Origin of the sequence: Synechococcus sp. H55.10 (assembly GCF_047502715.1) — a bacterium.
In the GTDB taxonomy this organism is placed as follows: domain Bacteria; phylum Cyanobacteriota; class Cyanobacteriia; order Thermostichales; family Thermostichaceae; genus Thermostichus.
The window spans coordinates 1-13,777 of sequence record NZ_JANSJJ010000257.1 but is presented as its reverse complement, the minus strand read 5'-3'; the positions used below and the strand labels follow the sequence as shown (position 1 = coordinate 13,777).

Below are 13,777 nucleotides of genomic sequence, written 5' to 3'. Positions count from 1 at the left end.
TTGGAACCCCCACCTGTGATCGTTCCTGAGCAGCCCCGGCGCGACCTGAGTTTGCCTTGGTTGTTACCTCGGTCCACACAGAGGTTGCAGGAGTTGATCGGCAGCCGCATTCGCGCTCAGGGGCCGGTGACCTTTGCCCAGTTTATGGAGTGGGCTCTCTACGAGCCGGGGCTGGGCTATTACGAGCGGGGATCCCCGGTTGGCACCGACTACCTGACCTCTCCTCACCTGGCGGCAGATTTTGCCCAACTGTTGGCGGAGCAGATCCGCCAGTTCTGGAATATTTTGGGATCCCCTTCTGTCTTCAGGGTGATCGAGATGGGGGCGGGCAGCGGCCGTTTGGCCCAGGATTGGCTGACCTACGTGCGCTCTGCTCACCCCCTTTTTTGGCAGGTGCTGGAATATGGGATCCTGGAGCGTTCTGCCCATCTGCGTCGGCTACAGCAGGAGCGACTGGCCCCTTTTGGGGAAAAGGTGCGCTGGCTGGATTGGGATGAGATCCCGGATGACTCGGTCATCGGCTGTTTTTTCTCGAACGAGCTGGTGGATGCTTTTCCGGTACATCGGGTGCAGGTGCAAGAGGGAGCGTTGCGGGAAATTTACGTCGCTTGTGGCGATGCTGCCGCAGCCGACTTCCGGGAGGTGCTGGGGGATCTGTCCACTCCTGAGCTGGGAGAGTATTTTGCCCGTCTGGGGATCCCCATAGAAACCTATCCGTCCGGTTACCAAACCGAGGTGAACTTGAAAGCCCTGGAGTGGTTGCAGCTCCTGGCCCGCAAGCTGCGGCGGGGCTACGTGCTGACTGTCGATTACGGCCACACCGCCCAGCGCTACTATAGCCCCCAGCGCGCTCAAGGCACGCTCCTGGCCTACCGACGGCACGGCAGCTACACGGATCCCTATGTTCAGGTGGGATCCCAGGATCTCACGGCCCATGTGGACTTTACGACCCTAGAGCAGGTGGGAGAATCGCTGGGGCTGAAGTATCTGGGGTTCACCCGGCAGAGCAGCTTTTTGGTGAACCTGGGGTTAACCGAGCGGCTGGCCGCTCTCGGCCAAATTGAGGACCCGCTTGACGGCGAAGCTGTGGATGTGGGCCAGGTGTTGCAGCGACGATACGCTCTTCACGCCCTCCTGGATCCGATGGGGTTGGGGAGCTTTGGGGTGTTGGTGCAGGCCAAGGGCCTGACCAGCTCAGAATATGCTCATCCTCTGCAGGGCTTTGGCGGGCCGGAGCTGGGGCTGAGGCCATGAGCCTTACTTTTTGAATTGCTTGTTGGCGGCCACTCTCACTATAGGTAGGACTGGAAATCCCCCTACCTTAGTGGGGGGAGGGAGGCCCTTGAAACAACTTTAGTCGCTCATCCCAAGTTGAAATAGCCATAACCTATGGATCTCATTCTGCGTCGGGCCAATTTGCCGGATGGCCGCAAGGGGGTTGATATCGGCATTGAAGGGGGCCGCATTGTTGCTCTGGAAAACAACTTACAAGCCACTGCCCTGCAGGAAATCGATGTGAGTGGCCGCTTGGTGTCGCCCCCCTTTGTGGATGCCCACTTTCACCTGGATGCCACCCTCACCTACGGGATCCCGCGCGTCAACCAATCGGGCACCTTGCTAGAAGGGATCGCCCTTTGGGGGGAGTTGAAGCCGCTGCTGACGCCAGAGGCAGTGATGGAGAGGGCCTTGACCTATTGCGACTGGGCGGTGGCGCGCGGGATCCTGGCCATCCGTGCCCATGTGGACGTGTGCGATCCCAACCTGTTGGCGGTGCGGGCCTTGCTGGAGGTCAAGCAAAAAGTGTCCCCCTACCTGGATTTGCAACTGGTGGCCTTTCCCCAAGATGGCTACTACCGCTCGCCGGGGGCGGTGCAGCTCTTGGAGAAGGCTCTGGATTGGGGGGTAGAGGTGGTGGGTGGGATCCCCCACTTTGAGCGGACGATGGCCGAAGGGGCAGCTTCGGTGCGGGCCCTGTGCGAGATTGCGGCGGCGCGGGGTCTGCGGGTGGATCTGCACTGCGACGAGACAGACGATCCCCTCTCCCGCCACGTGGAAACCTTGGCCTACGAGACGCAGCGGCTGGGCTTGCAGGGGCGGGTGGCCGCCTCCCACCTCACCTCAATGCACTCAATGGACAACGCCTACGTGAGCAAACTCATCCCCCTGATGGCCGAGGCAGAGCTGGGGGTGATTGCCAACCCGCTGGTGAACCTGGTGCTGCAGGGCCGCCACGACACCTACCCCAAGCGGCGGGGGCTGACGCGGGTGCCGGAGCTGATGGCCGCCGGGCTGACAGTAGCTTTTGGCCAGGACTGCGTGATGGATCCCTGGTATCCCCTGGGCAGCGGCAACATGCTGGAGGTGGCCCACATGGGGATCCACGCTGCCCAATTGACCGGCTATGAGCAGATGCGCCAGTGCTTCTTGGCCGTTACGGAAAACCCGGCCCGCATTCTGGGGTTAGAAGGCTACGGACTAGAACCCGGCTGCTATGCCGATTTGGTGGTGCTCCAGGCTGCCGATGCCGTCGAAGCCATTCGCCTGAAACCGGCTTGCCTGTACGTTTTCCGTCGGGGACGGCTGATCGCCCAAACCCCGCCGGTGGTTGCCCAGCTCCATTTGCCCGGGCGCCCGGCCCAGGTGGACTTCACCCGCCAACTCTTCTAGGGATCAACTGGATGTCAACGGCGCACGGTGCCGCTGAAGCCGCTGGCCTTGAATTGCTCCAGGGTCAAGGGCAGCGGGCTGGTCACGGGCACGGAGATGCGAATGGAGAAGGGGCTTTCGCCGGGGGGAACCTCTTCGATGGCTCCCACGCGGGTGCGCTCCGGCAGAACCTCATTGCCGTTGGCATCGTAAAGGCGACCGAAGACATCCGCATTGACCAAGGTGTTTTTGGAGCGGTTCACCACCGTCCCTTCGATGAACATGCACCTGGCCGGTATGGGGTTGCCGTTGCTGGTGACCAGGTTGGTGTATTCGGGGGTATCCGGGCAGGGGGTGATGTGCAGATCTTTCAATTGTAGGGGGATGGCGCCAAAGCCCAGCAAGAGGGCCGCCAAAGCCGCCCAGCCCAGGCTCCAGCAGAGGGAGCGAAGCCCCTTCTTCCAAACTTGGCTCATGTTTTTCCTCCAAGGCCCATCTCCCTTAGTCTAGGGGATCCCCCGCCGGGTAAAACCCCTCTTCGGTTTGGATCCCGTCCAGGCGTTGATCCCAGGGATCCTGAGGCAGAGGCTGCCGCAGCAGGCAGGCCTGCGGGACAATGCCCCACTTGGGCACACCGGGATCCGGCAGCGAGGCCAAAAAGCGGTCGTAATAGCCGCCGCCATAGCCCAAACGCCTCCCCCAGCGGTCGCAGGCCAGGGCGGGCACGAGGATCAACTCCGCTTCGGCAGGGTCGATAACCTCACTGGTGGGAGAGGGCTCCGGCAGCCCCCAGCGGTTGGGAACAAGCTCGGCTGGGTGGTAGCGGTGCCATCCCAACTGCCGCTGCGGCAAGCAACGAGGGATCCCCCAGCGCTTTTCAGGGAAAAGGGCGAACAGGGATCCCAGATCCACCTCAGAGCCGAAGGCCGCGTAGGCCAAGATGGTTCTGGCCGCCAAAAGCCGGGGGTGAGAGGCCAGATGAGCCACTATTTTCTGCTCGATCAGGGATCGTTCCAGCCCCTGCCGCACTTGGCGGAAGTGCTGGCGCAGGCGAGCTTTTTCTGCGCTAGGAGCTTCAGGGGGAAAATTGGGCTCCACAGACGGAGACAGGTTTGTTACCCAGAAGGGAGTTGCCGCAGCGCCCTGCAATCTCACCGCCTTGACTTTCCCCACCCCCAGTCAAGCTTAGGTGTGGATGTCCAGAGTCTACTGGATGGCCAGGAGCTCCACTTCAAAATCAAGGGTGGCGTTGGGTGGGATCACGCCGCCGGCGCCGCGGCTGCCGTAGGCCAACTCCGGCGGAATGCGCAAGTACCGCTTGCCACCCACCCGCATGGTGGCCAGACCTTCCTCCCAGCCGCGGATCACCTGCCCTACTCCGTAGGTAAAGATGAAAGGTTGATTGCGCTTGTAGGAGCTATCGAAGACGGTGCCATCCTGCAGCTTGCCCACATAGTTCACCACCACCGTTTGCCCCGGTTGAGGTGAAGGCCCACTGCCTTGAGCGATGTCGTAGTATTGCAGGCCCGACTCGGTGGTGATGAAGTCTTTGGCTGGGGATTGGATGCCCACCACGGGGTTGTCTTTGGCCCGCGACAGAGCCACGGCCGGCTGTCCACCCCACATCCCGATCCACAGCAAACCCAGCAACAGCAGCAGCATCCGTTTCATCTGTTGGCGTCTCCCCTCGCCGACTTTTTGCTTCCCCTTCCTTCAACGATCTTAGGGGATCCCTTCATCCTTTTATTTCGGCAAATTCGATGATCTGCCCTTGATGATCGCGCACCCAGAAGACAAAAGGCTTTTCGGAGCGGACGCTGTTGCGGATCCCTTGCTTGTTGATCCGCTTCAGGAGCGCTTTGAGGGCTTCCCGTTCATAGGTGGTGTGGCGATAGCGGACGCCGCCAGTGCGACCGGCTGCCGCCCCGTAGGCAGGCACAGAGGAGGGCCTGGAGGGACTGCCGTAGGGATCCGTGGAGCCGAGGATCACGTGCAATTGCACATTGTCGGAGAGCTGATACCAGAGGCCAGGGGTATCCGGTTGTGTCGATCCAGAAGTGGGACGGGTTCTGGTATCGAAGTGAGAGCTGAGGCCAATATCTCCCGGAAAATAGGGCGATCCCAGGCTGGAGCTGACCATGCTTTGCTCATAGCCGTAGTAGTACTGCAGCGGCAGCTCCGCCTCCGGCAGCTTCAAAACCTTTTCGTAGAAGCCCCTTGCCTGCTCCAGATCGGGCACGATGATGGTGTACACCCGGGGAGCGCCACTTAAAAATGTCCACATGGCCCCGCCATAGGCCGATAGCAACAAAAACATCAGCCCCTTCGTGGAGAGCAGAACCTCCAGGGGGATCAGCGGCAGCATCAGTCCAAGGGGGGTTGGCATTGGCACTCGTCTATTTGCGGGTGGCTCTGTAGTCCAGTATAGGATCCCTAGGCTGATGAAGCTTGCCCTGTTTGCCCCTACCCCGCGCGGTCGCCGCTTGGCCCAGCCTTTGCTGTCGCTGCTGCCGGAGGAGTGGATCTGCTGGAGCAAGGCCAACCCCCAGCGAGAGCCGCTGCCACCCCCCTGGCAAGCCTATGGGGATCCCCTGGCGGCAGCGGTGGCCCAGAGCTGGCCGCAGGTGCAGGGCTGTATCTTTGTCTTGCCAGTTGGGTCGGTGGTGCGGCTCATTGCCCCCCTCTTGCAAGACAAATACCGGGATCCGGCGGTGGTGGTGGTGGACGAAGCTGGGCGCTGGGCCATTAGCCTCTGTGGCGGCCATGTGGGAGGAGCTGAGGCGCTGGCGCGGCGGGTGGCGGCTGCCTTGGGAGCCGAGCCCATCCTCACCTCTGCCTCGGAAGGGCTGGGGATCCCGCCTTTGGATTTGCTGGGGGATCCCTACGGTTGGCAGCGGGGCGCCGGCGATTGGAACGGGGTGGCAGCCGCTCTGGCGCGGGGAGAGCCGGTGGCCGTTGAGCAAACCTGTGGCACGCAGCTCTGGCGGCGAGCCTGGCCAGCGGATCATTCTCTTTTCCTCACCGCTCCCGACCAAGCAGTGGCCCAGATCCGGATCAGCGAATCTACAACTTCTCTGGACAAGCTCCCCACCGTTCACTGGCATCCACGGGTGCTGTGGGTGGGTGTGGGCTGCGAGCGGGGCACCAGCCGCGCCTGGATGGAGGGATCCCTGCGCCGCCTGCTGCAGGCCCAGGGGCTGGCCTTCGAGGCCGTTGCCGGCTTGGCCACCCTGGAGTTGAAACGGGATGAGGCGGGACTGCTGGAGTTGGCCCAGGCCCACGGTTGGCCCATCCAGTTCTTCTCTGCCGCGGCCCTGGCGGGGATCCCAGTTCCCCACCCTTCGGAGGCGGTGCGGCAGGCCGTGGGCACCCCTTCGGTGGCGGAGGCGGCTGCCCTCTTGGCCGCCCAGCGCATGTCGGGGGATGAGGATCCAGCCCAGGGGAGAGCCACCCTTCTCTGCCCCAAGCAGGTCTTTGCCTCAGAAAGCGAGGGAGCTTGTACCCTGGCCATTGCCCGCGCTGCTCAGGAGTATTCCCCTCGCGCCGGGCACCTGTGGCTGATTGGCACCGGCCCCGGGGATCCCGCCCAATTGACCTTGGCCGCCCGCCTGGCCCTGGCCCAAGCCGACGTGGTGATCGGCTACCAGCTCTACCTGGACTTGGTGGCGCCCCTCTTACACCCGGGCCAGATTTGCGAAGCCTTTTCCATCACCCAGGAGGTGCAGCGGGCGCAGCGGGCCATTGCCCTGGCCCAGCAGGGGCTGCAGGTGGCGGTGATCTCTTCGGGAGATGCGGGGATCTACGGCATGGCCGGGCTGGTGCTGGAGTACTTGGCCCGCAGCAGCTGGGATGGGATCCGCCCCTCTCTGGAGGTGCTGCCGGGGATCTCCGCCCTTCAGGCTGCTGCCGCCCGCCTGGGAGCCCCTCTCATGCAGGATTTTTGCGCCATTTCCCTCTCGGATCGGCTCACCCCTTGGCCGGCCATCGAGCAACGCCTGCAGGCGGCTGCCCAGGCCGACTTTGTGGTGGCTCTGTACAATCCCCGCTCGCGGCAGCGGTTGGATCCCTTCCTCAAAGCCCTGCAGATCTTTTTGGCCGCCCGCCCCGCCCACACCCCGGTGGCGGTGGCCCGCAACCTCTATCGTTCCGGCGAGGTCATCCACCTCACCACGCTGGGGGAGTTGGATCCTGAGCAGGTGGATATGTTTACCCTGGTCTTGATCGGCAACTCGCAGACCTTTCGCTACGGCAGCCGGCTGATCACCCCCCGCGGCTACCGCCTGAGCGCCTCTCCTGAGTAGGTGGGGGGATCCCAGGCGGTGACGTGCCCGAGGTGGGGGTCCCGGCCATGGGGGCTGTGGCAATCGAAGCCATCCGCGCCATCGTCATCCACGAGAAGAGTAGGATCCCCCGTTACCTTGTTTGGCTGGTTGACCGACCGACTCCAACCCCATCAGGTCACCACCGGATCCTACAGGCTGATCCTGCTGGCCTGTGGTCTGTTAGAGTACTGTTGCCGCTAGAGGGGATCGTGGCGGAATGGTAGACGCTACGGACTTAAAATCCGTTGTTCCTCAAGAACGTGAGGGTTCGAGTCCCTCCGATCCCATCTTGAATGCGAGGCTTGCAGAACTCTCGTAAATTCGAAAAAAGGCATTTTCCCACCATCAATTGAGCTCTGTCTGTTCCAGCACCTTGAGCAAGTCCGGGATCCGCACCCAGGCATCTTCTCGATCCAAATCGGGGCTGGCCAGAAGGGCCACCAAAGCTGGATCGCAGACCGGCGCCAGCAAAGGGAAATAATTGAGCCCTGCCACCTGGGCGATGATCCAAAAGTAGGGGAGCACCGCGTTGCGGGGCAGGATCTCGATGACGGTGGCGCCGGGTTGACAAAAGGCGAGGTTGGTCAGGCCCGCCCCATGGATCCCGATCACCGCCTCGGCCCCTTGCATCAGCGCTACTTGCTCCGCTAGAGAAAGGGTTTCCAGTTGCACCGATACAAATCCCCAGGGGCGCAAAGCCGCCAGCACCTCCGCTTCGTTGATCACCCGCCGCCAGCGGGCAGCACGACGGCTGATGTAGATCCGCCGCGGCAGCAAGGGAGCGCTGGACAAGCTCGGCAGGGCCAGTTGCCGCAGCACCGCCAATCCCCTGGGCGTCAAGCACCCCGCCGGAGCCCCTGCTGAGGGCACGATCAGGTTCTGCGCTTGCAGATGGGATCCCCCCACCTGCTCGAAGCTGAGGATGGGCTCGGCTGCGATCCCCAAAGCGGCCAAGCTCTGCACCTGAAAGGGTTTTCTTTGATACCCGTGGATCAAGATGGGGATGTCTTTTCCGAGGGCGCCCGACCGCTGCAGGACATCAAGGGCAGGCAAAACATCCACCATCCAGTGAAAGTAATTGACCGCTCCCAACGGCAAGAGGGCGACAGAGCCGTCCAGTGGGATCGGCGGCGGCAGGTGGGGTAAGCTCAAGATGGGGTGGTGTTCCAGGTGATCCGGCCCCCAGTCCCAGTCGAGAAACTCCGGTGGCGGCAAGCTGAGGGAGACATCGGCCAGCAATTCTCCCCGGCGGGTGAGCACCGCACTGGCAAAGCTGGCGTAGAGGTGGCGGGGATAGTGGCCCACATGGACGGATCCGCGGGGGATCTGGGCCACAAAAGTCTCGGCCAGGGGGATCCGCTGCGGGCGCAGCTTTTGCCCAATGGCCGGATCAGCTACAGGGGGCGCTTGCAGACAGAGCACCTCCCCTGGATCCAGTGCTTGGTAGTCCCCTTCGCCTGTGGCCTGATGCCACTGCCGGGTGGTGAGGTAGCCTTGGGCTGGCAGCGGCCAGGAGTCGGTTACAAGGGGGCTGGCCTGGGCAACAGAGCCTGCCGGAGCCCAGCGCCGTCGCCAAGCCGAATCCAGGTCCTGGGGGATCCCCTCTCCCCTGCCTGCCTGCTCCAGTCCAGACCGCAGCGGGCTTTCTCTGCCGCTGCCTTCGCACCACGCCTGCAGCCACTCCCGCTCCGCCGCCACCGCCTGCCGGAACTTTTCCCAGGCAGCCTGCGGGTCATCCAGCCGCACCTGGGCCTCTGCCCAGTAGCTGTAGAGCTCTGCCGTCTTCGTGCCCCGCGCTTCCGCCTCCCGGAAACACCGCACCGCCTGCGCCGGATCCCCTTGATCCAGCCAGGCCAAGCCCATCTGCACCCAGGGATCCCCCCACTCCGGCCGCAGCCGCACGGCTTGCTCCAAGGCCGAGGTGGCCTCCTGGAACCGGCCCAACTTGAGCAGCGCCAGGCCCCAGCGCCAAGAACTTTCTGCCGCTGCTGGATCCCACCGGCAAGCCCGCTCATACCACTCCGCTGCCGCGCTCCACAGCCGGCTGCGCTCTTGGGTTAGGCCAACGCGATGGGCGGCCAGCGCCGCCAGATCGGGAGGAAGGGATCCCTGCTCCACAAGCTGTCGGTACAAAGCCGCCGCCTGCGGCCAATGGCCTTTTTCCCATAGCCCCTCTGCCAGCTCCTGCAGCTCCCTTGCCCACCCACGCACAGCCTCGGCTTCGGCTACACCTCCGGCTGTCTGCATTGCCAAGCCCTCTTGCCACACAAGCTGCGCCTCCAGCTCCCGCCCCAGCAGCAGATAGGCAGCTCCCAGCCCCCAATACAGCTCTGAGGAGGGGGATCCCTGCTGGAGCTGCTGCTGCAAAGCTTGGACAAGGCACTCGTAACGCCCCTGTTGCCAGTCTTCAAGGCTGGAGACGGAAAACAACGGATGTGAGGGCAGAGCCGGGTCGGGAGCCATGTCTATGTGGATGAGAAACAGTGTTACAAACTGCAACAACCCCCCCACTCTGGGCACATCCCCCTAGTATTCTAGGCTTGGCTTCTCCCTCCGGCATCAATCCTTCTCGGCTCAGGGAGAGACATCGGTTCGAGCGTGGGTCGGCCTCTTCACCCCAAAGGCTATGGCCCGCTGCGCGATGGGAGGGCACCGTCCTCAGCCTTTGTCGGCCATTTTTTCGATAAAACGGAGTTTAAGAGATCGATGGGTATCAACGTATCCGCTGGCACCGTCGTTTCCAGCCCCCGTCTGTACCAAACCGTGCCCGTATCGACCATCTCCCAGGCAGAACAGCAGGATCGCTATCTGGGACGCACCGAGTTGGATCGCCTGGAGGACTTTTTCTCCAGCGGCCTGAAACGCCTGGACATTGCCCAAGTGATCGCGGCCAACTCCGAAATCATCGTCAGCCGGGCGGCCAACCGCATCTTCACGGGGGGCTCGCCCATGGCCTATCTGGAGCGGCCAGAAGTCACTCAGGACGAGAAGGAAGCCTTTAAGTTGGGCACCGCCTTTTACGTGGAGTCCACCGGCGGCTTCCTCGAGGCCATCCGCAACCTCTTCAGCGCCAGCGGCGTGGAGATTCCCCCCAACTTCCGCCCCATTAACATCTCCCGCTACGGCGCCGCCAACATGCGCAAGTCCCTGCGGGATCTGAGCTGGTTCTTGCGCTACGTCACCTACGCTCTTGTGGCCGGGGATCCCAGCATCATTGCCGTCAACACCCGTGGCCTGCGGGAGATCATCGAAAACGCCTGCTCCGCCGAGGCCACCATCGTCGCCATTCAAGAAATGAAGCGGGCTGCCGCTGGCTACTTCCGCAAAGATGCCGAGGCGGTGGCCATCATCAACCAATATTTCGATGTCTTGCTGAGCGAGTTCATCGCTCCTTCCCCCTCCGATAAGCTGCGGCAGCGCAACGCCAGCACCGCCGATGGCCTGCCCCTGCAGGGGCTACAGCTCCCCCAGATTTACAACTTGGCGGCGGAAAAAGTGCCCGTTTTTGCCATGAAGCCGGGGCTGTCCAACGCCGAGAAAGAAGACGTGATCAAAGCCGCCTACCGGCAGGTGTTCGAGCGAGACATCCGCCGTGCCTACGGCCTCAAGCTTTCCGACCTGGAATCGAAGGTGAAAAACGGCGAGATCTCCATGAAGGAGTTCATCCGCCGCCTGGGCAAATCCGAACTGTACCGCAAGCAGTTTTACGAGCCCTACATCAACAGCCGCGTCGTGGAGCTGGCCTTCCGCCACTTCCTAGGACGGGCCCCAGAAACCCGCGAGGAAGTGCAGACCTACTTCTCCATCATCTCCAGCAAGGGTCTGGCCGGCCTGGTGGATGCGCTGGTGGATAGCCGCGAGTACGGCGACTACTTCGGCGAGGAGACGGTGCCCTACCTGCGCAAGCTGGGGGTGGAAGCCCAAACCAGCGCCAACTGGGGGGCCAAGTTTGATCTTTACAACTACGCTGCCCCCCGCCGCAAGGTGCCCCAGTTCATCACCCTCTTTGCCCGCTACAATCGCCCTTTGCCGGATCAGCATGCCTATGGCGTCGGCAACGACCCGCTGGAGATTCAATTTGGCGCCATCTTCCCCAAGGAGACCCGTTCCCTCAACGCCAGCCCCGCCCCCTTCAACAAGGATGTCAAGCGCATCCTCATCCGGCGCGGCTTTGCCCTCACCAACGAGCGCACCAATCCCAGGGCGGCAGGGGATCCGGGCAGCTTGGGGCCCAAGGTTTTCAAGCTCACCCAAACCCCTGGCGATCGCAGTCGGCGGTTGGGGGCACGGGCGGGGATTGTTGGCAGCGAGGGATCCACACAAGCGGTGATCCGCGCCTGCTACCAGCAGCTATATGGCTATGTGCCCTACGAAGGCCAACGGCTAACCCGCTGGGAGATCAAGCTGGAGTCGGGCGAGATCAGCGTCAAAGAGTTTGTGCGCCAACTGGCCAAATCGGATCTCTTTCGCAACAAGTACTGGTCCAGCTTGTATGTTTGCAAAGCCATCGAGTTTATCCACCGCAAGCTGCTGGGCCGGCCCACCTACGGGCGGCAGGAGATCAACCGTCTGTTCGACATTGCCTCCAAGCAAGGGTTCTACGCAGTGGTGGATGCCATCCTCGACAGCGAGGAGTACCAGCGGGCCTTCGGAGAAGACATTGTGCCCTACGAGCGCTACCTCACCCCCGGCGGCCTGGCGTTGCGGCGGATGCGCCCCGGATCCAGCGATATGGCGGCGCTCAAGCCCATTCGCACCGATGAGGATATCCCCCTCTTTGTCAAGTTGGGCCAGCCGCAGGATATGCCCTCCGGCGAGCTGGAGATCCAGCGGCGGGCCCAGCAGGGAGTGCCCAAGGTGCGCCAGGAGGTTCCCATCTTCAAGCTCACCAGCCTGGCCAACAAAGCCGAGGTGAACAACCTCATCCGCGCCGCCTACCGGCAGGTCTTTGAGCGAGATATGGACATTTACAACATCAGTGCCGAGCTCAGCTCCGCCGAGTCCAGGCTGCGCAACGGCGAGATCACCGTCAAGGAGTTCATCGAGGCGCTGGGGTGTTCAGAACTGTACCGCTCTGAGTTCTACGCTCCCTATCCCAACACCAAGGTGATCGAGTTGGGCACCAAGCACTTCCTGGGCCGCGCGCCCCTGAACCAGCAGGAGATCCGCAAGTACAACCAGATCCTGGCCACCCAGGGTTTGAAGGCCTTTGTGCGCGCCTTGCTGAATACCCAAGAGTACCGGGATCTCTTCGGGGAAGATACAGTGCCCTACCGCCGCTTCCCCACCTTGCCGGCGGCCAACTTCCCCAACACCCAAGAGCTGTATGGCCGCCTCACTAAGCAAAACCGCGAGCTGGTGGTGCCCAGTTTCAGCCCTGTTGGCAGCAACGATCGCAGCTAGATTAACTCCCCTCTCCCCTTGTGGGAGAGGGGCTGGGGGTGAGGGAACGGGCTGCGTAGCCCAAGTGCTGCAGGGCGGCGGGGGTAACCACCCGCCCACGGGGTGTGCGCTGCAAATAGCCGATCTGCAACAGGTAGGGCTCGTAGACTTCTTCGATGGTTTGGGGATCCTCACCCGTCACGGCGGCCATCGTCTCCAGGCCCACGGGCCCGCCCGCAAACTGCTCCACCAGGATCGTCAGGAGCTTACGATCTGTCCAATCCAGCCCCATAGGATCCACCTGGAACAACTCCAGGGCCGCGGCTGCCGCTTCTCGGCTGATGTGGCCATCTCCTCGCACCTGGGCATAATCGCGCACCCGCTTGAACAAGCGATTGGCAATACGCGGCGTGCCCCGAGAACGGCGGGCGATCTCTGTCGCCCCTTCCGGATCGATGGAAGTGTTCAGGAGACGGGCAGTGCGCAACACGATTTCCACCAGCTCGTGGGGCTCATAAAAGCGCAGCCGTTGCACATGGCCAAAGCGATCCCGCAGCGGCGAGGTGAGGGCGCCGATGCGAGTGGTGGCCCCGATGAGGGTGAAGCGCTCCAAGGGCAGAGAGGTGATGCGGGCCGAGCGACCCTTGCCGATGGTGATATCGAGGCGAAAATCTTCCATGGCCGGGTAGAGCAATTCTTCCGTCACTTTGGGCAGGCGATGGATCTCGTCGATAAACAGCACATCCCCCCGCTTCAGGCGCACCAGGTAGCCGGCAATGTCGCGGGGGCTCTCCAGCGCCGGGGCTGTGGTCATGTAGAAGTGGGATCCCATTTCTGCCGCCAGCACCGCAGCCACCGTGGTTTTGCCGAGGCCGGGCGGGCCATAGAACAATAGGTGATCCAAAGGCTCACCGCGGGCCCGGGCCGCCGCAATGGCAATGGAAAGCACTTCCTTAAGCTCCGTCTGGCCGATGTACTCGGCTAGGGTGCGCGGGCGCAGGGATTCTTCCTGAGCCTCGCCAGGCTGAGCCTGTGGCTGCAACAGCTCATCGGCTTGCCGGCCCCGGTTCTGGGAGCGGAACTCCATCCCTTCTCTGCAAGCAGAACTCTTTTGCTGCTGCCCGGGATCCTCAGCCCCCACAGCCCGAGAAGAAATGATCGCCATATCCTTTACCTGCAGATGCAATAGCCCTACTCTAACTGGAAAAAACTGGGGGAAAGATCCTGGTAAACCGTTTGCCGATTTTGGTCTCCCACCTGGGTAGAAAGATTGGAGGGGGCAGTAGAAGAAAAAAATCCCCCGGCATCTGCCAGGGGACTCAAGAAGGACTAGTCTACTCGGTCAAGAGTGGATTAGCCACGGATGGCCGGCGCCACTTCCACCGCCGCCAAATCCAGCGGGAAGTTGTGCGCATTCCGCTCGTGCA

10 protein-coding genes and 1 tRNA gene are annotated in these 13,777 nt (G+C 62.5%); 5 read left to right on the top strand and 6 right to left on the bottom strand.

Annotated features, from left to right (window positions below):
* A complete protein-coding gene (locus NW858_RS12470; RefSeq protein ID WP_414520623.1) occupies positions 1-1,254 on the top strand; it encodes a class I SAM-dependent methyltransferase in 1,254 nt (417 codons plus the stop codon).
* 135 nt (positions 1,255-1,389) lie between these two features.
* Positions 1,390-2,667: an amidohydrolase family protein gene (locus tag NW858_RS12465; RefSeq protein ID WP_414520622.1), complete on the top strand. Its 1,278-nt coding sequence runs from the start codon at positions 1,390-1,392 to the stop codon at positions 2,665-2,667.
* Between the two features lie 14 nt (positions 2,668-2,681).
* Here the strand turns inward: NW858_RS12465 and NW858_RS12460 are convergent, their stop codons facing one another.
* The 4 genes from NW858_RS12460 to NW858_RS12445 form a co-directional block, all read right to left on the bottom strand.
* The gene (locus NW858_RS12460; protein ID WP_414334570.1) at positions 2,682-3,122 is read right to left on the bottom strand and encodes an FxLYD domain-containing protein; all 441 of its coding nucleotides are present in this window, start codon (positions 3,120-3,122) and stop codon (positions 2,682-2,684) included.
* Positions 3,123-3,147: 25 nt separating this feature from the next.
* Complete coding sequence (locus NW858_RS12455) at positions 3,148-3,744, bottom strand: 5-formyltetrahydrofolate cyclo-ligase (RefSeq protein WP_414520621.1); 597 nt, start codon at positions 3,742-3,744, stop codon at positions 3,148-3,150.
* Positions 3,745-3,852: 108 nt separating this feature from the next.
* Positions 3,853-4,317, bottom strand: a complete 465-nt coding sequence (locus tag NW858_RS12450; RefSeq protein WP_414334574.1) for an FKBP-type peptidyl-prolyl cis-trans isomerase — start codon at positions 4,315-4,317, stop codon at positions 3,853-3,855.
* Between the two features lie 64 nt (positions 4,318-4,381).
* Positions 4,382-5,032 carry a hypothetical protein gene (locus NW858_RS12445; protein WP_414348719.1) on the bottom strand — a complete coding sequence of 217 codons (651 nt, stop codon included), beginning with the start codon at positions 5,030-5,032 and terminating at the stop codon, positions 4,382-4,384.
* 55 nt (positions 5,033-5,087) lie between these two features.
* On the opposite strand from NW858_RS12445, the gene cobJ reads away from it, so the two are divergent.
* Together cobJ and NW858_RS12435 are read left to right on the top strand one after the other, a co-directional pair.
* On the top strand, positions 5,088-6,947 hold the full coding sequence (gene cobJ / locus NW858_RS12440; protein ID WP_414520620.1) for a precorrin-3B C(17)-methyltransferase: 1,860 nt from the start codon (positions 5,088-5,090) through the stop codon (positions 6,945-6,947).
* Between the two features lie 224 nt (positions 6,948-7,171).
* Positions 7,172-7,255 (top strand) — tRNA-Leu (locus tag NW858_RS12435).
* A 58-nt stretch (positions 7,256-7,313) separates the two neighbouring features.
* On the opposite strand, the gene NW858_RS12430 is transcribed toward NW858_RS12435, so the two are convergent.
* Positions 7,314-9,467, bottom strand: a complete 2,154-nt coding sequence (locus tag NW858_RS12430; RefSeq protein WP_414520619.1) for a glycosyltransferase 61 family protein — start codon at positions 9,465-9,467, stop codon at positions 7,314-7,316.
* 207 nt (positions 9,468-9,674) lie between these two features.
* Between NW858_RS12430 and NW858_RS12425 the strand changes: the two genes are divergently transcribed.
* Entirely contained in the window at positions 9,675-12,371 is a 2,697-nt protein-coding gene (locus NW858_RS12425; protein WP_414334581.1) for a phycobilisome rod-core linker polypeptide, read from the top strand.
* Between the two features lies 1 nt (position 12,372).
* On the opposite strand, the gene ruvB is transcribed toward NW858_RS12425, so the two are convergent.
* Complete coding sequence (ruvB, locus tag NW858_RS12420) at positions 12,373-13,515, bottom strand: Holliday junction branch migration DNA helicase RuvB (RefSeq protein WP_414334583.1); 1,143 nt, start codon at positions 13,513-13,515, stop codon at positions 12,373-12,375.
* Between the last annotated feature and the right edge of the window lie 262 nt (positions 13,516-13,777).

Excerpts from the sequence above, each read along its gene's own strand:
- NW858_RS12465 (WP_414520622.1), top strand. The coding sequence starts at position 1,390 with ATGGATCTCATTCTGCGTCGGGCCAATTTGCCGGATGGCCGCAAGGGG.
- NW858_RS12460 (WP_414334570.1), bottom strand. The coding sequence starts at position 3,122 with ATGAGCCAAGTTTGGAAGAAGGGGCTTCGCTCCCTCTGCTGGAGCCTG.
- NW858_RS12450 (WP_414334574.1), bottom strand. The coding sequence starts at position 4,317 with ATGAAACGGATGCTGCTGCTGTTGCTGGGTTTGCTGTGGATCGGGATG.
- NW858_RS12445 (WP_414348719.1), bottom strand. The coding sequence starts at position 5,032 with ATGCCAACCCCCCTTGGACTGATGCTGCCGCTGATCCCCCTGGAGGTT.
- cobJ (WP_414520620.1), top strand. The coding sequence starts at position 5,088 with ATGAAGCTTGCCCTGTTTGCCCCTACCCCGCGCGGTCGCCGCTTGGCC.
- NW858_RS12425 (WP_414334581.1), top strand. The coding sequence starts at position 9,675 with ATGGGTATCAACGTATCCGCTGGCACCGTCGTTTCCAGCCCCCGTCTG.
- ruvB (WP_414334583.1), bottom strand. The coding sequence starts at position 13,515 with ATGGCGATCATTTCTTCTCGGGCTGTGGGGGCTGAGGATCCCGGGCAG.